The sequence below is a fragment of the Streptomyces uncialis genome (assembly GCF_036250755.1).
In the GTDB taxonomy this organism is placed as follows: domain Bacteria; phylum Actinomycetota; class Actinomycetes; order Streptomycetales; family Streptomycetaceae; genus Streptomyces; species Streptomyces uncialis.
Map to the genome: position 1 here is coordinate 1 of NZ_CP109584.1, position 19,361 is coordinate 19,361.

General features: G+C 70.5%; 16 protein-coding genes. 4 read left to right on the forward strand and 12 right to left on the reverse strand.

Annotated features, from left to right (window positions below):
• The first annotated feature begins 657 nt into the window (after nucleotides 1–657).
• From OG711_RS38230 to OG711_RS38240, 3 genes are read left to right on the forward strand one after another with little or no spacing between them, the layout of a single operon-like run.
• A complete protein-coding gene (locus tag OG711_RS38230) occupies nucleotides 658–3,054 on the forward strand; it encodes a DEAD/DEAH box helicase (RefSeq protein WP_329564312.1) in 2,397 nt (798 codons plus the stop codon).
• Complete coding sequence (locus OG711_RS38235; RefSeq protein ID WP_329564314.1) at nucleotides 3,054–3,344, forward strand: hypothetical protein; 291 nt, start codon at nucleotides 3,054–3,056, stop codon at nucleotides 3,342–3,344. The genes OG711_RS38230 and OG711_RS38235 overlap by 1 nt, the downstream gene beginning before the upstream one ends.
• Nucleotides 3,317–3,493 carry a hypothetical protein gene (locus OG711_RS38240; RefSeq protein WP_329564316.1) on the forward strand — a complete coding sequence of 59 codons (177 nt, stop codon included), beginning with the start codon at nucleotides 3,317–3,319 and terminating at the stop codon, nucleotides 3,491–3,493. Before OG711_RS38235 ends, OG711_RS38240 begins: the two co-directional genes overlap by 28 nt.
• Before the next feature lie 543 nt (nucleotides 3,494–4,036).
• On the opposite strand, the gene OG711_RS38250 is transcribed toward OG711_RS38240, so the two are convergent.
• From OG711_RS38250 to mobF, 11 genes are all read right to left on the reverse strand, one after another.
• Nucleotides 4,037–5,011, reverse strand: coding sequence for an RICIN domain-containing protein (locus OG711_RS38250; RefSeq protein ID WP_329564318.1), 975 nt, complete (start codon nucleotides 5,009–5,011; stop codon nucleotides 4,037–4,039).
• 815 nt (nucleotides 5,012–5,826) lie between these two features.
• On the reverse strand, nucleotides 5,827–6,453 hold the full coding sequence (locus OG711_RS38255) for an RICIN domain-containing protein (RefSeq protein WP_329564320.1): 627 nt from the start codon (nucleotides 6,451–6,453) through the stop codon (nucleotides 5,827–5,829).
• Nucleotides 6,454–6,981: 528 nt separating this feature from the next.
• Complete coding sequence (locus tag OG711_RS38260; protein ID WP_329564322.1) at nucleotides 6,982–8,370, reverse strand: isopeptide-forming domain-containing fimbrial protein; 1,389 nt, start codon at nucleotides 8,368–8,370, stop codon at nucleotides 6,982–6,984.
• A 1,043-nt stretch (nucleotides 8,371–9,413) separates the two neighbouring features.
• Nucleotides 9,414–10,118 carry a serine protease gene (locus tag OG711_RS38265; protein WP_329564324.1) on the reverse strand — a complete coding sequence of 235 codons (705 nt, stop codon included), beginning with the start codon at nucleotides 10,116–10,118 and terminating at the stop codon, nucleotides 9,414–9,416.
• A gap of 468 nt (nucleotides 10,119–10,586) precedes the next feature.
• A complete protein-coding gene (locus tag OG711_RS38270) occupies nucleotides 10,587–10,898 on the reverse strand; it encodes a trypsin-like serine protease (RefSeq protein WP_329564326.1) in 312 nt (103 codons plus the stop codon).
• A gap of 350 nt (nucleotides 10,899–11,248) precedes the next feature.
• Nucleotides 11,249–11,428: a hypothetical protein gene (locus OG711_RS38275; protein ID WP_329564328.1), complete on the reverse strand. Its 180-nt coding sequence runs from the start codon at nucleotides 11,426–11,428 to the stop codon at nucleotides 11,249–11,251.
• A 166-nt stretch (nucleotides 11,429–11,594) separates the two neighbouring features.
• A complete protein-coding gene (locus tag OG711_RS38280; RefSeq protein ID WP_329564330.1) occupies nucleotides 11,595–12,092 on the reverse strand; it encodes a hypothetical protein in 498 nt (165 codons plus the stop codon).
• Between the two features lie 72 nt (nucleotides 12,093–12,164).
• Nucleotides 12,165–12,539 (reverse strand): hypothetical protein, encoded by a 375-nt coding sequence (locus OG711_RS38285; protein WP_329564332.1) that lies wholly within the window; start codon nucleotides 12,537–12,539, stop codon nucleotides 12,165–12,167.
• Between the two features lie 169 nt (nucleotides 12,540–12,708).
• Nucleotides 12,709–14,016 (reverse strand): replication-relaxation family protein, encoded by a 1,308-nt coding sequence (locus OG711_RS38290; RefSeq protein WP_329564334.1) that lies wholly within the window; start codon nucleotides 14,014–14,016, stop codon nucleotides 12,709–12,711.
• Between the two features lie 1,310 nt (nucleotides 14,017–15,326).
• The gene (locus tag OG711_RS38295; protein ID WP_329564336.1) at nucleotides 15,327–15,563 is read right to left on the reverse strand and encodes a hypothetical protein; all 237 of its coding nucleotides are present in this window, start codon (nucleotides 15,561–15,563) and stop codon (nucleotides 15,327–15,329) included.
• 178 nt (nucleotides 15,564–15,741) lie between these two features.
• Nucleotides 15,742–17,736, reverse strand: coding sequence for a MobF family relaxase (gene mobF / locus OG711_RS38300; protein ID WP_329564338.1), 1,995 nt, complete (start codon nucleotides 17,734–17,736; stop codon nucleotides 15,742–15,744).
• Between the two features lie 361 nt (nucleotides 17,737–18,097).
• Between mobF and OG711_RS38305 the strand changes: the two genes are divergently transcribed.
• Complete coding sequence (locus OG711_RS38305; protein ID WP_329564340.1) at nucleotides 18,098–18,409, forward strand: hypothetical protein; 312 nt, start codon at nucleotides 18,098–18,100, stop codon at nucleotides 18,407–18,409.
• 100 nt (nucleotides 18,410–18,509) lie between these two features.
• On the opposite strand, the gene OG711_RS38310 is transcribed toward OG711_RS38305, so the two are convergent.
• Nucleotides 18,510–19,232 (reverse strand): hypothetical protein, encoded by a 723-nt coding sequence (locus OG711_RS38310; RefSeq protein ID WP_329564342.1) that lies wholly within the window; start codon nucleotides 19,230–19,232, stop codon nucleotides 18,510–18,512.
• Nucleotides 19,233–19,361 lie beyond the last annotated feature (129 nt).

A 19,361-nucleotide genomic window follows, 5' to 3' on the forward strand; every position in this document is an offset into this window, starting at 1 on the left:
AAAAACGCGAAAGCGTTTCACGATAAATGCGAAAACAACCAAGACTCGCTGTGCCTAGTTGGTTAAACACCTGAAATCTGATCCTGCCCAGTTGCCGACGGGCGGATACGGGGCGGCAAGCCGCCCCGTAGAGCGTGAATTGCGCAAGCGCAATTCGAATTCCAGCGCAAGCGCTGGAATAGAATTCCGTAAACGGAATTCCCGGGGGAACCCAATTCGCGCAAGCGCGAATTGGGGGCGACCGCGCAAACGCGATCACCGGGCTGGCTAGAGGGGAGGTGCATCACGTGCGGGCCTGTGTAGAACCTGGGGTTACTGGCCACTACCCCCGACAGGAACGTGACGGTCTGTCGGCCCGATCGGGTGCCGGCCTCACCGCAGTGACGGGTTCCGCTGCGCTCCACCCGAACCCCTCCTCACCCGCCGAAGCCGTCCGATCAAGCCCACCAATCCTCGCCAGCATACCCCATCAACCGTGCGTGCAGGGGGGATTCGGCCAAGAATCAGCCGACAGGGCGAACATGCTCTGTGAGTGATGCATCATGGGTCATGACTGTGTAGCATCTGGGTACAGACTTCAGCACCCCCGGCCCCTCACGCCGCGCCGGATTTTCTTTTCTGATTGCGCGCCGATTCCGCTAAAAGGAGAACACGGGAATGGCCAGGAAACTATTTCCTCACCAGATTGAGGCCGTGGCGGCCATTGTGCGCGGCCTGGATATCCCACCGGGTGGCATTCCCATCCATGGCCTGCGTGGCCAGGTACATGCTGCGTGCGGAACGGGAAAGACCACTATTGCTGCGGTGTCGGCAAAGCGCCTTGTGCCCAAGGGGCGCATTCTCGTTTTGGTGCCGACGCTGGATCTCCTGACTCAGACGGTGCGGGAGTGGCGGGGGGCCGGGCACACGGGGCCGGCCGTCGCGGTGTGCAGCCTCAGCGACGACCCGGAGCTGTGGAACCTGAAGGTGCGCTCCACCACCAACCCGGTACAGCTGGCCCTGCGCCACGGCGAGGGGCCCGTCACCATCTTCGGGACGTACGCCTCGCTGTCGGTGCTGGCGGAGGCGTTCGAGGGCGTCTACGGGCAGCAGCTCGCGCCGATGGACCTCGCCGTGGTCGATGAGGCACACAGGACGTCCGGCTCGATGGGTAAGGCGTGGGCCGACATCCACAACCAGCACGTCATCCCCGCCCACCGGCGGCTGTATCTGACGGCGACGCCGCGGATCTGGCAGGAGCGGCCGAACTGGGAGGTCGCTGAAGGGGTGCGGGAGGCGCTGCCCAAGGAGATGGCGGCCTCAATGGATGACGAGGCCGTGTTCGGGCCCGTCCTGTACAGGCTCTCGCTGGCATCGGCGGTGTCCCGGGGCTTGCTGGCGCGGTATCAGATCATCGTCCTGGAGCTGAAGGACCCGGTCGTCACCCCGGAGCGGCTGATGGGCGAGGAGCGGCACACCGAGAGGGTCCGCGGTGAGCGCCTCGGAGCCCTCCAGGCCGCGCTCCTGCACACCATGGAGCAGCACGACCTGTCGACGTGCATCACCTTCCACCACCGGACCATAGAGGCGCAGGCGTACGCGGAGGGCTTGGAGCGGGTGGCGGCGAAGCTGCACGCGGACCAGCCCGAGAAGTACCCGGCGAGGATCTGGGCGGACTGGCTGTGCGGCGAGCACGTGCCCGAGCGGCGTCGCGACGTCCTGGGCGAGTTCGGGTCCACCGCCCGGCGTGCGGTGCTGTCGAACTGCCGGGTCCTGGGCGAGGGCGTCGACATCAGAGCGGTGGACTCCGTGGCCCTGATGGACCCCAAGGGCGCCCCGCACGACATCGTCCAGGCGATCGGCCGGGCGCTGCGGCAGAAGCCCGGACAGGGGAAGCTCGCCTCGTTGATCGTGCCGGTATTCCTCCAGCCCGATGAGGAGCCGGAAGATATGTTCACCTCCGGTTCGTACCGGCCGTTGGTGAAGGTATTGGAGGGTCTGCGGGCGCACGATGAAGAGGCCGTGGAATTGCTGGCGATTCCACAGGAGCCTCAGAAAGACGACGTGGACCCGTCCGGGTACATCGGTCCGGCGCCCGAGGATGGTGAGGAGGAAACCCGTCTTCTGCTTCGTTTCGCGGCTCCGCGTGATCCGGTGATGGTCGCGGACTGGGTTTCGTTCAACGTGATCGACACCGAGCGCCAGGACTGGGCTCGCGGCTGGTCGGCGCTCAAGATGTTCACGGAGCGTGAGCATCACGCCCGAGTTCCCTATGGGCACAAAGAGGGCGCGACACCGCTGGGGCAGTGGGTCGCGGAACAGCGACGGGCCTACGCGGCCGGGGAGATGACCGGCAGGCGGGCGCAGCGGCTGGAGAAGCTGGGCATGGTCTGGAGCGTGGCGGACGAGCGGTTCCAGGAGAACCTGGAGGCCGCCAAGGCGTACTACGCGGACCATTGGACCCTCTGCGCTCCGAGGTCCGCCGTGGCCCTGTCCAGGCCGGTAGGACAGTGGTTGAGCAATTTGCGGCGCCCCGGTGCGCTGGAGGACCGCCCTGAGTGGAGGGCTGCGCTGGAGGCCGTGGACGCGCACTGGGATCCGGCGTGGCCGGCGGAGTGGCAGCGGCACTACGCCGCGCTGCGGGAGCTGCTGGCGGACGAGGAGGACCGGTCCGAGGTCCTGCCCGGGGTCACCGTCCACGGCATGGACATCGGGAAATGGCTGGCGAAACAGCGTCAGCACACCGTCTGGGCAGGGCTGATGGACGGGCAGCGCGAGCTCCTGGAGGCCGTCGGCGTCGTGCCGCTGCCCCCGGAGCCGGAGCCCGCCAAGACGCCCAAGACGGCTTTGAGCGCCTTCGAGAAAGGCGTTGCGGCCCTGGCGCAGTACACGGCCCGCGAGGGCCACATGAAGGCCCCCAGAGGCCATGTGGAGGTTTTGCCGGATGGGTCTCAGATCAAGCTCGGGGTGTTTTTGAGCAACAGCAAGAGCCGCCGGGCCAAGCTGACCACGGACAAGCTCGCCGCGCTCGCCGCTCTGGGGCTGGAATGGGCGGCCACGGAAGGAGCGGCGTGATGGCCGCGGACCAGGCCGCCGCGGCCGGCCCCGCTCCCGGTCTCTCCGGTCGAGGTGAGCGGGAGGAGCAGCGTGTGCGGGCGGCCGGGCGGCGGCACGTCCGGGGCAGTGCCTTCGCCGAGACGGAGGACATTATCTCGGTTCTGCTGTCCGACCCTGGGGTGCGGGAGGCGCGGGCGCGGGTGGAGGAGGCGGAGGCGGAGTTCGGCAGGGAGTTGTGCGCCCGTCTCCAGCCGTTCCAGGACCGGTACGACCAGGCGGGGTGCGTGACGGCGACGCGGCCCGGCTGACCGAGCTCTGTGCGGGCAAGCACGGCCGCTGGGGACGGATCTGCGTCCTGCCCGACGGTCACGAGACCTCGATGGAGGAACCGCACTGGGGCCGCACCGGCGAAGGCCGGCCGGTCGCGTGGGTGGGCAGCGCTCCCGACGACTGGTGAGAGACCACGTTCACGGCGCCGCTTCGGGAGTGGCGTGGGCGGCGTCGTGAACACTGCGGAAAACAGCCCCGGGCGCACAGCGCGCCCGGGGCGGATTCGCTGCCTGGGGTCGGCGCGATCCAGGCCCAGGGCCTACACACACACCTCAGCCCGATGCGGCTGCTCAGGGCCTGGCATCGCACTGGTGTGCGTGTAAGCCCTGGGATCTGGGGCCACTCCCCCACGCCGTGAACAGCACTGCGGCCCGAGCGGGTTCGGTGAGCCGGTCCAGACGCGTGCAGAGGGCCCGTGCGGGGCGGGCACGGTTCTGGACGCAGCGGGCGGTGCCCTTGAGGGGTGCGGACAGGCGTCCGTCGGCTTCACGGAGGACGATGTCGGCGAGGGCGCCGCGGCCGTCGTTCCTGGGCAGGGTGCCGGCGTAGCGGCGGATGTCGGCAGTGTGTGCGGGGTCCCGGCTTGCCGGAGCCGGTGGCGTGCCGGCCGGGTGGGCCGGCACGCCACCGGTGGGTGGCGGGGGGCGGGGTTGGTGGTGCGGGTGTCGGGTCAGGCGTCCTGGATGTACCAGCGCTGGTTGGTGTAGCCGGCATCGCTCCACTGGTCGACGTTTCCGCCGTCGTCGGTGGACGCGCCGTGGACGGTCAGGGCCTTGCCGCTGTTCGCGTTGGTGAGCTTGTAGCCGTTGCCGGTGTCTTCGAGGTGCCAGTGCTGGTTGGCCTGGTTCTTGTAGGTCCACTGGTCGACGTTTCCGCCGTCGTCCGTGGTCGCGCCGTGGACGGTCAGGGCCTTGCCGCTGTTCGCGTTGGTCAGGCTGTGGCCGTTGCCGGTGTCCGCCAGGTGCCAGTGCTGGTTGGGCTGGCTCGGGTAGTAGGTCCACTGGTCGACGTTGGCGCCGTCGTCGGTGGACGCGCCGCTGACGGTCAGGGCCTTGCCGCTGTTCACGTTGATCAGTTTGACCCGGCGGCTCGGGGCGCCGGTGTGGGCGCGGAGCCTGAGGCGGACGCGGGTCTCACCGCGGGCGGTTCCGTCGATCAGGGCCTCGAAGGTGCTCGGGTTCTGGGCTGTCCCCAGGTCCGTGAGGGGGATCTTGAACACATAGCCGCCGACCGTGTCATCCCCGTCGAGGGCGCTGTGCGAAGAGCTGTGGCCCCAGATCCGGTTTCCGGACTGTATCTGGAGGCCTGTCAGTCCTTCCGCGGTCCCGCTGCCCTGGGTCCCGAGGATGGCGTGGAAACGCTCTCGCCTGCCGCGTTCGTCGATGCCCCCGTCCTCTTCCCATGCGATGACGGCCACGGTGAGGCCGTCCGCCGGTACGGTCTGCTGCCAGAGGACGGCGTTGGTGAAGCTGTGCGTCTCTCCGGCGTCGACGCTGGTGAACACCTGGGACAGCACGGTCGAATTGGCGCCGTTGCTGGTGTGGGCGTAGAAGTCGAAGTAGATCTCGTCGGAGGACGATGCTTCGGTCGACTCCCGCTCGCAGACGAAGTTCTCCGCCCAGACCGTGATCTGCTGATCGCTCATAAGGGCCCCTCCTCAAGGGGGACAGAACCCCCGCACACCGGAGGTCACAGCCAGTGATCGTTTCAGCACCCGTCCGGATGGTCCAGAGCGCTTTCCGGCCGAAACCCGGATGACTCACCGGCATACGGCACAACAGCCACCCGGCCACCAGCCGCCACCCCCGAACACCGCACCGAGACCCACCGCCCCGCCGATCCCGGCTCCCGCCCGATGCCGTCCCCTGCCGGCGCACGAACCGATGAGGGCCGAACGGGGACCTCGGAGGCCCTGGGATCCTGGGCCGCTCCCCCGCAGAACTACTCGATGGCCGCAGCGGGTTCGGTGAGGCGGTCCAGCCGCGTGTAGAGGGACCGTACGAGGCGGGCGCGGTTCCGGACGCAGCGTGCGGTGCCCTTGAGGGGTGCGGGCAGACGTCCGGCGGCTTCGCGGAGGACGATGTCGGCGAGGGCGCCGCGGCCGTCGCTCCCTGGGCAGGGCGGCGGCGTGGCGGCGGACGACGGCGGCCACAGCGCGGGCGTGTCCGGTGAAGCTGGAGGGCGCTCTCCTCAGCGGCTGGAGCGGCGCACCGACCGCTGGCGGACCGTCCTTTGGGAGGCCGGAGTCGAGTGAGCGTGACACCGCCCTCAGCCGGTCGTTGAACCAGCCGGTCAAGCGAAGTGCACCACCAGGCCCCGGGCGCAGCAGCGCCCGGGGCCGCGTGCTTCACGAGATGATGGGGGCGATGACGGGTAGGAGGTGCTCGATGATGGCGATCACGTGGTCCACCCAGGTCACAGCGGCCGGCCTTCTTTTCTCACAGTGATGTGCAAGGGGGGTCAGACGGGCAGGAGCTGGAATTTCTGGTTCTGCCCCTGGTTGCAGGTCCAGTAGACGACGCCCGCGTTGTCGTTCATGTTGAACTCGGCGACGTCAAGGCAATCGTGCGTCCCCCATTCGTTCGGGTCCGAGAACTGCTTGATCTCGTATCCCGCCGAGGGGTTGCCGCCGAACGAGAACGCGATTTGCCGGTAGTACCTGTCGCAGCCCGTCGTACGGGCCGACTCACCGAGGGCCGCGCCCCCGCCGGGCTGCGGGCCCCACGGCCTGTTGTAGCCCCAGCAGTAGCCGCTCGTGCCGGCGATGCTGTACCAGTTCTCCCCGAACTCGTTGCTGCGGAGGTTGAGCCTGAACTGCTGGGTGGGGCGTCCGTCGCAGGGCTGCTGCACGAGCTGGGCGTCCCAGCCGGTGCTGTTTCCGTAGGGGCCGATGCACTTGCCGGAGTGAACGGCCCGGATGGTGTAGAGACCGTTGTGCTGCGGCGCCGACGGCTCGGCCGCCACCCTCTGGGGCGCTGCGGCGGGTGCGGCGCCCGCGGTGGGTGCGATGCCGAGAGTGGCGAGGGCGAGGGCGATTAACGTGAGGCCGCCACGGGCCGTACGCGAGCGGGGGGAAATACGGGACATGAGCTCACACTCCGGCAGACAGGGGGTGGGGGCGACGGCGTTCCGGCGGAGGAGAACCCTCCGCCACGCCGTGCTGATGTGCAGTATGACGAATGAAACACCTGATGAAATGGGGTGCGGACAGTCCCGTTCGGGTGAATTGGAGAACGCGCGTACGCGCACCCTCGGCCTCACCAACAACGGACCCGATCCGCTGAACGAAGCCACGGTCACCGCAGCCACCGTCGTTCGCCGTTCGCCCCGATGGAGCCGGACGACGTCATCCGCGCGTTCGCCTGCCTCCGGGCGATGCAGGCCCACGGCATCGTCACCGACGATTCCGTGCGCTTCCCCGCGATGTCTGGCATCGCCGGTGACGATGCCGTGCATCCGGTCCACGCCGGATGCACGGGAGCCGGAGTGCCCGGTATCGTCCGGCGATGCCGGGCACTCCCGCACGACGGCCCCTGCCCGCCGGTGGAGAACACTCCGTCCAGTGGACTCCACCGGCATCGACCGGCCGGTGGGCTCCACTGGCCGGGGGTCCGCTCAGGTCTGCGCGGTGCAGGCGGGTGCGGGGGTGACGCAGACGGTGACGCTGTCGGAGTTGTCCGTCTGGTCGGGGTCGCTCTCGCTGCCGGTCACGGTGGCGGTGTTGGCGACCCGCCCGGGGGTGGTGGCCTTGGCCCGCAGGGTCAGGGTGGCGGTGGAGCCGTGGGCGAGGGCGCCGACAGCCCATTGGCCGGTCGCCAGGTCGTAGGCCCCGGTGGAGGTTTCGGCGGAGAGGAAGACGAGGGAGGCGAGGAGCTGGTCGGTGACGGTCACGCCGGTCGCCGGGTTGGGGCCGGTGTTGCGGACGGTGATCCGGTAGGTCACGGTCTGCCCGACGGTGACGGTGGTCGCGTCGGCGGCCTTGGTCACGGTCAGGTCGGCGGCCGGGCGGACTTCGACGGACGTCTGGTTGGAGGTGGCGGTCAGTTGTTCGGGGGTCGCCGCGAGACGGTTCTCATAGGCGGCCGAGGCCGTGTTGGTGATCCGCCCGCCGCCGCTCGCGGTGTTCACGGTGACCTTGTACTCCACCGTGGTCCCCGCGGGCAGGACGGCGGTGTTGGCCAGCGCGCCGCCCTGCGTCGCGGTCGCCCCGTTGCCGAGGCGGAAGACCACCTTGTTGTTCGTGGCGTCGAAGTTCGCCTGGTCGTCGCCGCTCTGGTCCGTCTTCGCGCCGACGTTCGGCCCGTCCACGATGCGCAGGGAGCCGGGCAGGAAGGTGGTTCCGGACGGGACGGCGTCGGTCAGGACGAGTGCCTCGGCCGCGTCGCCGCCGGTGTTCGTCGCCTTGAGGCGGTAGGTGAGGACGCTGCCGACCTCCACCGGGCCCGCCGGGGAGACGGTCTTCTCGAGGACCACGGCCGGGGCGGTCCCGAAGAAGACCCCGTCCAGGAAGTTCCCGACCGTCGGGCCCCCGACGGAGGAGACCGAGCGGAACGCGAACCGGGTCAGGTTCTGGCCCGCCGGGACGGTGTAGGTCCCGGTGTAGAAGCCCCAGGCGGTGTTGCCGTCGCTGAAGGTCTGCTGCTGGACCACGGAGCCCGGCGCGCCGATGTCCAGCGCCATGACATCCGTGCCGGCCCGCCCCCGGTGGTACAGCTTCCAGTAGAGCCTGGTCCCCGGCGTGGTCGGCAGATCCTGGTAGAGCGTGGACACCTGATACGCGTTCAGCTCGGCGAACTGGGAGCCCACGGCGGAGGGGACGGCGTTGTGGCCGGAGCGCCACAGCTCGATCAGGTGGTCGGTCGCGGTGGTGATCCAGCCGGGGACTTTCCTGGCCTGCGACTGGGTCGAGTCCGGCAGGATCTCGAAGGTGCCGTTGAGGACCGGCTCCTCGAAGCCGCCGTTGACCAGGGCGACCCGGAGCGGAGTAGTGGGAGGTGTGGTCACAGTTCTTCCCCTTGTTTCGGCGCTGCTGGGGGTGCGTCCGGACGGCCGGACCACGGACACGGCCCCGGCAGCGCCGGGACCGATGGAGGATCAGAACACAGTCGGACAAACGCGAAAAGCGACACTGACGACTCCTCGCCAAACCACCCGCACCGGGTTTACCGGACACCGCCACCGATGCCGCCGCACAACCCTCTCCCTTCGTGCTTCACCCCCGTCACACCGGCCGCACTTCTCACCGCCGCCCCTCCCTCAAAGCCCGAAAAAAACCCCGCACCCCTTCCTTGAGCACCCCTCGATCGAGTGGTTTGCCGACCGCCGGGCCGGTTACGGAACACACCCCGCCGAGGACCCCGAGACCCCGGAGCTCCAAAGGCCGTCCATGGCAGCGCGACCGTACGGATGGCTGCCGGCGCGGGATCGACGCCGGCCGGGGCCGGAGGCAGTGCGTTCCCCTGCGGGCAATAGGAGCCGAGGAGGGTGTTGGCGAGACCGAGTTCGTGGGGACCGGTCGCGGGGCCGGGAGCGGCTGTGTGCCAGTCTCCGAGCCGGATCGGTCGCCGTCCCGGAGGGTGTTGCTGGGGTAGGCGTCGCCGTGCCGGCCAGGGCCGGATGACCGCCGCGTCCCGGGGCACCGGCCGACACGACCCGGTCTCCCGGGCGCGGAGACGACCAAACTCTTCCACCGGGTCCGAACGGGAACAGCTGGAACAACTGGCGTGAGGCTGAAGGCGCGGCTGTGTGATGACGTCGACTCGCTGGACAGCTACCTGCCGCCGCGGAAGGTCGCCGGGTGCTGGAGGAGCCCCGGCCGGCCAGGGTGTGACGCCAGTTCGGCGTCGTCGCTGGGCGGCGCGAACCGTGAGCGGGCCCCGTGCGCACACGTGTGCGCGCCCGGGGCCCATGGTCTGGCCGGGGGGCAGCTCTCAGTGTCGTGCGGGTCGGTGAGCCGGTTGACGACGAGATCGCAGGCGCACCCGCGGTGTGTCCGGGCTGGGCGGGCCGTTGTCCGTCGCGGCGGCGCGGCCGGTGGAGGGGCGGGGTCAGATTCCGGTGCGGGTGTTGATCCAGAGGCGGTAGGTGCCGACGTTGGTGTAGACGGTGGGGCTGGACCGGCTGCACCTGCCGGAGCCGAAGCTGACGATGCCGATCTGCGTCCCGTTCTGGGCCAGGGGGCCGCCGCTGTCGCCGATGCAGCCGGAAGCGGGGTTGGGGTCGTCGTCGGGGGCGAGGGTGCAGATGTGGCTGAGGGGGTCCACGGCGCCGGAGGTGAAGTGCAGGGCGCAGGTGGCGACGGGCAGGACGGTCATGCCGGCGTGCTGGAGGGTGTTGGACGGCCCGCCGTCGGCGTGGGTGGCTCCCCATCCGGTGAGGGTCGCGGTTCCGCCGAGGAGTTCAGGGAGAGCGGGGAGGGTGATCGGCTGGATCCGCGGCGTGTAGGTGATCGGGGTGGTCAGTTTGACGACCCCGATGTCGTGGGGCGAACCACCGCCGGAATGGACATAGCGCTCGTGAAGTACACGCCGTTCGACGCTGTGGGCGGTGCCGCCCGCGTCAAGGGTGTTGGTGCCCGCCACGACCCGGATACCGGTGGTGGGCACCCCTTTCAGGCAGTGGGCCGCGGTCAGGATCCACTCGGTTCCGATGATCGAGCCGCCGCAGATGTGGCTGCCGCCGTACTGCAAGGACACCTGATACGGGTAAGCGCCTTCCGGCGCGTCCGTCCCGCCGACGATCTGCGCGGACACAGGCGGCTCATCGGCGGATACCGGCCCCGTCCCCGCCACCAGGGCACCTGCCATCGCCACCCCCGCGACCGCGGCCCGCGCCGATAAACGGACCCGTGTGCGGAGCCTGCAAGCCATAAGCCGCATACCCGTCCTCCTCGTGTGTGGTCACCGGCTCACCCGGACAGGGAGCCGTGCCCGCGAAGCCTTCCCCTCCGCTCCCACGCCGAAGCCCTACACGACCCGGACACCGGCCCCGTCCCCGCATCGGGACACCCGCGCGTGACGTGTCGTGTTCACGGGGCCTCCGTCAGCGCGGGCAGGATGCCGCCGGTCCCCGCTTGTGCCCGGCGGCCCCCTGGCACGGGCCGACCACCCCCGTCTCGGGGCAGGAGAGCCGGGGTCGTGGTCGCCACGGTGATCCGGCAGGAGCATGCCGTACCAGACCACGGGGGTTTCATTTTTCGTTGTGCGGGGGCGGGCCGGAGCCTAATCGCGCAGGACGGCTTGTCCCGTCGCGCTGAGGCAGTGCGCTGCGGTGAGGACCTTGTTGCGGGCGATGAGGACGCCGGCGCAGATCCTGTACCAGGGGTCATCGGCCTGCGCCTGGGCGGACACCTGGGTGGCGGCCGGTTCCGGCCGGACCTGCGCGGCCGTGGCAGGGACGGCCGCCACGGCCGTCAGGAGTACGGAACCGGTCAGAACGGCGCCCGCGGACGCCACGGCGCGGAGCCGGGACCCGGGCACTTTGACGACGGGCGAAGCGGGCGAGGAGTGGGTGTCCCGGGGCGGCCTCGTCAAGTCTGCTCCCTGTTCTCTGGTGTTCTGCATGTGTGAACCCGGTGACATTGCCGGGCTCGTCCGCATGTCTTACCAGCCACGGCCGGCCCGCCGCCGGGAAACGAAGCAGATCTCCCGAACCGGAGCGCCGGAGCAATGCCGTGAGGTAAAGGGCGGGGACGGCGGCGTTCCGGCCTGCCGGGCACAGCGCCTCGGCATTGTCCAGGCCGTGACGTGCCGTTCCGGAGTTGTTCCAGAGGTTCTGGGTGCTCTCCGGGGTGGCGTCGAGGTCCGCGGCCGCCGCATAGCCGCCCGGCCCTGCGCGCGCCCCCTACCGCGAGGCAGGGCAGCAGGCGCTGCCACCCCGCCCGCTACGAACGGCGCGGCACATTGCCCTCGACCTTCGGCAGGATGCGGGTCCCGGCCCGCCAGAACGTCGCATCCGTCCTGCGGACCCCGTCCAGGTCCCGGCCGGCCAGGATCTTCCCGATCCCGACCACCACCGACTCGGCGTTCTCCTCCACCTGCCGGTCGAACCTGCTCTGCCCCATGAGTTGTGCCCTCTCAGCCGTGCTGTCGATGTCCCGGGCACCCAACACCCAGAAGCGGACACGACCATAAAACAGGGGGCTTGTGCATAGATTCCGGCGAATCCCGGGGCACTTGTGAATAAAAAATCAGGCCCGGGCCGGGCGGGCGATGGCCCGGTGCTGGTCGTCAGCCGCTGGCGGCCGTCACCGCGTGGTCGATGACCGCGGTGAGCACGGGCAGATCGGCGGTGTAGTCGCCGTAGCCGTGGAGATCGGCGGCGAGCCGTGCCGCACCGGCCACCCCGAGCACCGCAGTCTTCTGTCCGGGCGTCAGCCCGTCCCCGAGGACCACCGCGCCTTCCCACAACTGCTCCCGCACCTCGGGGCCCACTCCCCCGTCGCCGCCGGTGACGGTGCCGGTGTGCGGGTCGCGGACGGCGGTGTCGAACGGGTCCAGGCGGTCGAGCGTCATCTCCACGGCGTCGGCGAGATCGAGGAGGGGATGGGTGACCCCGGGAACGGGATGGGCGTCGGCGGGGGCGAGGGAGCGCAGCCAGCGCCCCGCGCGGATACCGGCGGCGCGGGCGTCGGCGAGGACAGCGGCCTGCTCGCGGTCGTGTTGTTCGGGGTTGAGTTGTTCGGCCGACGGGTCCGGCAGGGTGCCTGGTGCGGGGAAGGTGGTCATACCGGTCCAATGAGCCGGGCACCCCGGCGGTGGCGCAGGGCCGGGCATCCCGCGCCTTGCCCGACGCCGGGTTCAGCGTTCCGTACGGATGCCCTGGTACCCGGGCCCGAGACCACGCCGCCGCGGCCGGGGCAGCGACGGCGCCCCGGGTGCGGGGGCGGTCTGGGGTCCGGTACCGGCGGCGGGTCCGGCCGGCTCCCCGGCGGGGAGACCGAGATGGCGGCGGGCGGCGGCCGTGGCCGCCGCCACCGCCGCGAGCGCCTCAGCGGTGGCGGGGCTGATCCCGGACAGCGCGGCGGTAAGGACGTCGATCGCGTCCAGGGCGTCCTCCGCCGCCGCCTCGCTCCAGGTGGTGGGTGTGACGACGTCGGCGAGATGGCAGGCGCTCTCGACCACCAGCTCGGCCCGCTGCTCGACCCCGGGTGCCGCCCGGGAAGTAAGTCCCATACCCGGGTTCAACGACGCTGGTGGCGGAATCGATCGCCCTCTTCACGCTGATGTCGATCGGGTCCTTCACGTCACTGTCCGGGATGTTCACGCCGTCTCCGGGATGACTGACTGCCCAGGCCGGAGACGGTGGTCGCCCTCGGGGATGCAGACCCCGGGGGTGTGCCGGCTACCGGCGACGTCCGAACAGGCCGCGGCTCTTCTTCACCCCCGCTTCCGCAGCCTCGCGGGCAGCGGCCTCCTCCGCCCGACGGCGGGCAGCACGTTCGGCTTCGGCGGCGGCTTCCTTCCGGGCGACGTCGTCGCCGTGGCAGCTCCCGCACACGGACAGGTCGCCGGCCTTCCAGGCTCCGGGGCGCGCGGTGGTCTCCTCCCAGCGCTGGTCGGTGAACTTCGCCCCGCACCGCGAGCACACCGGGCGCTGCGCCTCCCGTTCGGCGGCCCGCTGCCGCTGGTCCTTCTCCTCGGCCCGCTCGTACTGGCGCCGGTAGAGGGCGTCGCCGTCGGGGTTGTCGAGCGCGGCGGTCAGCGTCTGCTCACCGGTGCGGCCGAGACGTCGCCACACCGCCGCGTCCGCGCCGTGCTCCTGGAGCCGCTCCAGGGTGGTGACGACCACGGGCACCACCTGGCCGTGGTCGAGGGCCGTGATCCCACGGTAGAAGCTGTCGTACCTGCGCGGTGCCCAGTGCCGTCGGCCCGCCTCCTCCAGCACCTTCACCGTGTTGGCGACCCTGGCGTCCGTGGTGTCGGCGAACACGAACGCCAGCGGAGGTGTGCCTTCCCTGCCGGTCGGCGGGTAGACCCGGCGCCACAAGCGCTCCTCGTGGCCGACGAGCTGCTCGATCGCGTCCGGCCGGGAGCGGACCAGGTCCACGGTGCGCTGGTCCGCGTCCGGAGGGAGCAGCCGGAACCAGTCGGCGTAGCGGTGGAGTTTGCGGACCAGCTGGTGGGCGTCTTCGGTGCGGCGGTCGATCTCCAGGAGCAGGATCGGCACCTTGGCCTGGGGTGCCCGCATCACGAGGTCGGCCCGCTGCACGAACCCGTTCCCGAGCCGGTGAGGGATCTCGGTCTGGAAGGCGAGCGGGTGCCCGATCCCGGCTCGGTGGAGTTCGGCGGCGGTCGAGGTGACCGCCGCGGCGTGGTCGCTGTAGCCGGTGCCGAGCAGCTCCCCGGTGTCCGGGTCGTACTCCTGCTTGCGGAGCACCGAGATCCGTATGCCCTCCGGCTCCAGCAGCTTCCTCGCCTCGCGGTGTCCCCGGTCGGTGAGTACCCACACCTGCCGCTGGTCCTTCTGGACCGATTCGATCCTCACCAGGCGGTGGTCCTCCATGTCCAGGAGGTTGTCCCGCGTGAGCCTGTCGTGGCGGTTGCCGGGGCGGGTCAGCTTCCACAGCTGGTCGGGCGTAGCCCTCTGGAAGATGCCCAGCGCTTGCAGCAGTTCCTGGCGCCGGGGTTCGGTCGAGTTCTTCCTGTGCACAGGTCGCCTTTGGACAAGAGGGTTGTCGGACCTGCGGCGACCCCCTGACCGGCCGGGCTGACCTGCGGAAACGCCCGGCTTCTGACGACGAGGCGCGGAGGGGGTGATGGAGGGGCCCGTGGAGGGGGCCTGCGGAACCCGGTCGGCGTCGCCGCCGGGCGCCTGGTCGGCGGTGGCGTGCGGCTCGCGGGCGGGGCCGGGTGTGCGGTCGGCGGGCACGATTGTCCTCGGATTCTCCGGCCTGAAGGCCGGGTCGGCGATCGTCCGGCCCGTACGCCGAACTGCGCACGGGCCGGGCCCACCGTGAAAGCGCACCCCTTGACCGCGGTCTGACGCCCACCACCGACCGGTGTCCGTTTTACCCCTTGACCACCCCTTGGCTGCCCTGAATGTCCGTGACCGACGTCATGAACGGGCTCCTGGCGAAGCCGTCCGCGTTCCCGCACCCGGAAAGGAGGCGGAGAACTCTCTCCTCCCCCAAGGGGCGATGCCCGGCCGGGGCGTGGTGGTGCGGATCAGCGGGTGGCACAGCTGCCGGACGGAGAGGAGACCGGGTCGCCAGCCGCACGGTTTGCGGGAGCGGAAGGGGTCGCCCGGATGCCGGTGGCGCACCGGTGTAGGCGGTGGCGCGCACCCGGCACGATGCGCGGGACACGATGCTCCGCACTCCCCCGACCCCGATGGTGCGCACCGGATGCCGCGCATCACGGTGGACACCGGCACGGCATCCACTCCCCCGGCCGGCGACACGATGCTGTGCACTCCCACCCGATGGTCTCCACCGCGTGGGAGTGCACAGCATCCCCGCACCACGTACCGACGCTACGCACGGTCACGATGCACGGCCCGGGCCGGGGCGGAGAGATCTCCCCTCCCCCGGCGCATCCGGCGTGCATCGCAGACCGGATGCTCGGCATCGCCGCAGCGATGCCGAGCCGGGTCAAGGGGAAACAGCGAAATCCAGTAGCTGGTCAAGGGTTGCATTCCGCCCGGTGACCGCTGCCGTGCTCGGAGGGCATCCCCGGTCAAGGGGTACCCACCGAGTGCACAGCATCCGATGCGCCATCACCCTCCGTGTCCACGACGGGTTCGCGGGGCCGGGCCGGAGTGCCCTCTGGCGGGCACCGCGGTGCTCATCGTGCGGGCGTGGGAGTGCTCGGCATCGCCGGCGCGTGCACCGGATGCACCGGATGCGCTCGGTTCGGTGCATCGTGCGCACCTGGGTGAGTGCACGGCATCGCCGGGCACGGCACGGGGCGGGTGCACGGCATCGTCGCTCCGGGCACCGGATGCCATGCACCCGCCCGCACTCACCGCCGGCGGCGGCGCAGGCGCATCGTGCGCCACGGGTTCGGCCGGCTGCCGGGGTACTGCCGGGAGAACCGGCGCGGGCGCACGGCCGGGGGCGGTTCCGGCGCCGGATACAGCGCTTGGCGCAGCCGGGCCGCGTCGGCGAGCTGCTCCAGGCGGTCGATACGCCGGTCCAGGTCCGCGGCGAGCAGTTGCAGGTACTCCGGTGTGACGCGGGGCGGGGTCGGATCAGCCATGCGGGCCTCCAGCGGTGAGAAGGGAAGTCGGTTCCCCGCACCCTCGCCGCTCCCGGATGGCTGCGGGGGTGGGCGGGCGGTCGCGTCCCGGCTGCTGGCGCGGTGACTTCGGACCCTGTCCCGCCGGGCGGTCTCCCGCCGCCCGGCGGCAGTCCGGGCGTCGTGGTGGTCCCGGCCGTCACGGCTGAACGCCCCGGCCCTGATTCTGGCCGTGGCCGTGGCCGGGTTGCTGGTGCTGCTCGTGCTCCTGGCGGCGCCGGTCGACCGGTCCGGCCGGGTCCGGGAGTTCCCCGTCGGCCAGGGCGCTGCGGTCGGCGTCCTCTTCGGCGAGCCTGCGTTTGCGGGCCTCGGTGGCGGCGGTCAGTTTGGCGAGTGCAGCGAGGCGTTCCGGGGCGGTCGTCCACGTCCCGGGGTCGGTCGTTCGGCCCTGCGCGTACACCTCGGGCATCGCCGCCCGCAGATGGGTGTGGATGGCGGCGGACCGTTGTGCCGGGGTGAGGAGGGTGTCCCGGCCGGGGTGGCCGACGGCGTGCGGCGGACCGGCCGCCGCCCAGTCGTCGTGGTGATGGTGGTGGTCGACGGCGTGCGGCCGGTCGGCTGCCGCCCGGTCGTCGTCGTGGTGGTGACGGTCGTCGGTGTGCGGGGGCGGTGTGGTCGCGGCCGGGGCTCCGTCCCGCGCAGGGGGTGTGGTGCGGGCGGTGCGGATCGCGTTCTGCAAAGCCAGGCTGGCGACCTGGGCCCGCTCGTACCGGGTCGCCGAACGCGGCGGTTTGCCGTCGGTGCCGGCGATGAACCAGCGGTCGGGCCACGGGAAGTCGGCGGTGTAGGTGATCTGGTCCGGCGCCGGGGTACGGCGCCCTTCCCGGGGCACCGTGAGCTGGCGGCTGTGGCGGGCGAGGGCCTGGTCGGCGATGTAGTCGTCCACACGGGGCGGGAACGCGCGGCCGCGCAGGGTCTCCAGCAGATGCCGCCGCGCTTCGGCCAGGACGTGGCGGCGGGCGAACGCGTTGCGGACGGTGTAGACGACGGCGGCGACATCGACCGCCGCGAGCGCGGTGTCCACGAGCGGGCGCACCCGGGCCCGGATCAACGCAGCTGCCGTACGGCAGCGTTCCAGCAGCCCGCCGATCATCGCCTTGCCGAAACGGAGGATCGCGGACGCACGCCACCACGCGAGCAATTGGGGCAGCGGGTGCGGGGTCTTCTTGTCCGGGCGGGTGTCCTGCGCCGCCCACCACCCAAGGTTGTGGCGGGCACGCTCGTCCGGCAGCCGCCCGTACGTCTTCACGTACTCGTCGGTGATCGTCTCCAGGGCGTCCTCAATCCGCCGGCTGCGGGTCGACTTCCACTCGATCAACTCGGCGGGAACACCGGCGATCTCCATCACCGGCCGCAACCCGGGGGTCACCTCCCGCGGCACCGTCGCCAGGCCCAGTTCCTCGCACACCTCGGTGGTCATGGCGAGGGTGTAGAGCGTCCCCGCGGCCACCGCGTGCCGATAGAGCCGGCGGGTGTCGAGCGCGTACCAGGTGCCGTCCGCACGTTGGGCCCGGTTCAGGATCAGCACGTGCTCGTGGAGCAGCGGGAAGCCGTCGCGGTTGTCCCAATGCCGGAAGGATGCGGCCACCAGACCGGGCGGCTTGGCCCGCTTCCTGCCCGAGGACCAGCGGATCTCCGCGACCTCATCCTCCAGCCACTCCAACACCCTCGCGACCGCGCGTGCGTGCGCCCGCTCGATCACCTCCCGGGTCCGGCCGTCCCCCAGCGCCCACAGCACCACCAGTGACGCCTGCGGCCGGAACACGAACTCCAAACCCAGCAGCGGCACCAGGTCCCGCTGCTCGATCTCCTCGACCGGCTGCCCCAGAACCGTCGCCAACCGCGCCGACACCGAATCGTCCCCGCCGGCCAGGCCCTCCCGCTCCAGCCAGTCCGCGTCCGGATGCCGCAGCTCCCCGAACACCAACTCCAGCTCCCGCTCCCCCACCACCGCCCCCGCGACCAGCCCGAGCCCCGGAAGACCGCGGCCCATCCACACCCCGGGCGGGAGCCCCGCCTCCTCCTGGGCGTCCTTCAGCGACTGACCAGCCGGACGGCGGCCGTCGCCGACGACCACACCCCGCAGGAAGTACTGCCACGCATTACGCCTCTGGATCTTCGCGACACTCAGCATCCCCCCACAGGACACCCACTCTGACCTGCGGAAAAGCGCGATCCCGTGAGACGGGACAGTTCACCGGAACTTCACCGCCCATCCCGCCCGGCGGGAGCCGGCGACCACGCCACGCCCACCAGGCGGACACCGGCCAGGCCAGGCAAATGCTGCGCTGCGACCACCACACCAGCCACACCAGCCTCAAAAACATGCAGTAGACGACTCCGTCGCCACCACGCGTATATCTACGCGCCACTCCCCCACCCGACGGCTGAAGAAGCCCCACCCCCGCTACGTCACCAACCCCCGCCCGACCCGAGCGAGACACCCACCGCCCCCGGCAACGCCGGGGGCTTCGTGCTGCCCGGAGGACACCGCCGTGCCCACATACGAGACCACCACCCGCTTCACCCACGACCTGGACCGCCTCACCCCCGCCCAACGCGACCGCTTCCGCCGCATCGTGCGCACAGCCTTCGTCCCCGACCTCCACACCGGCCGCACCTTCCGTCCAGGGCTCCGCGTGAAACGCGTACGGTGCGCCCGGAACGGCGTCTACGAGCTCACCTGGTCCATGGGCGCCGGCCCCGCCGGACGTGCCACCTGGGAATACGGCACCCCGGTACGCCCCGGTGAGCAGCACATCATCTGGCGACGCATCGGCGGACACGCGATCCTGTCCGTGCCCTAGCCGGGACACCAGGCGAGGACATACCGGCCAGAATCAGCGGTGGCTACGCGGAGAGTTCTCCGTGATTCCCGTGACGGGGTGGTAGCAGCGCACCACCGTGCTACGCGTTCTCGTCATCGTCGGCTCCGGGGTGCGCCTTGTCCCATGCGTAGGCGGCGCTACCAGCAAGGAGAGCAGTGGAGATCAAGGCGTTCCCGGCCATTTCGACGAGTTCCTTGACGGCGTCGTGCTCGATCTGGGCCTGCAGCAGGACCACGTAGAAGACCGTGACGATGAACCCGATGAACAGCTTCCTCTGGGCTGCCTTGGACAGCTCGGCGGGCTGAGCGGAGGCGAAGGTGCGGGCGGATTCGGCCAGGCTGTCGAGTACTTCGTCGGGCACTTCGTTCGCCAGTTCGGCCGTGTCCGGGTGTGCGGCAGCGTCATCGACGGCGCGGCGGGCCGACTCGCGTTGCTCGGCTGGCAGGGCGTCGAAGGGCGAAGCGAGTACGGCGTCAATGTTGAGACGGGAGATGTCCAGGCGGAATCCGGTGTCGATGCTGGTGTGCCGGGTCCGTATCTCTTCAGCGAAGGCGGCTACGGACTGGGCAAATCGGTTGGTGCTGGCCTCCAGAGCCGGAGCCACGAACCGTGCGTAGCGCTGGACGAACTGCTCTTCATGGGCAGCGATGAGGCTGCGGAACGCTCCGCTCAGTGCAACCGTCTCCGCAACGGTGAGGTCGGTGATCTGGCGGCGGATGTTCTCCATCGCGGAACTGATGGCTGTGGACTCTCCGAGACGGCGAGTCAGCTCTTGCATGGGGTCGGGTTGCTCGTCGGGCATGGCGCTCATTCTCGCCGATAGCAGTCCCGTCAAGTGATTCTCCGGCGGCTTCTTGGTCCAACACGATCCGGGCAGCAGGACCGAGCACACCGATCACTGCCCAATCTGCCTCCACGGACATCATCAACC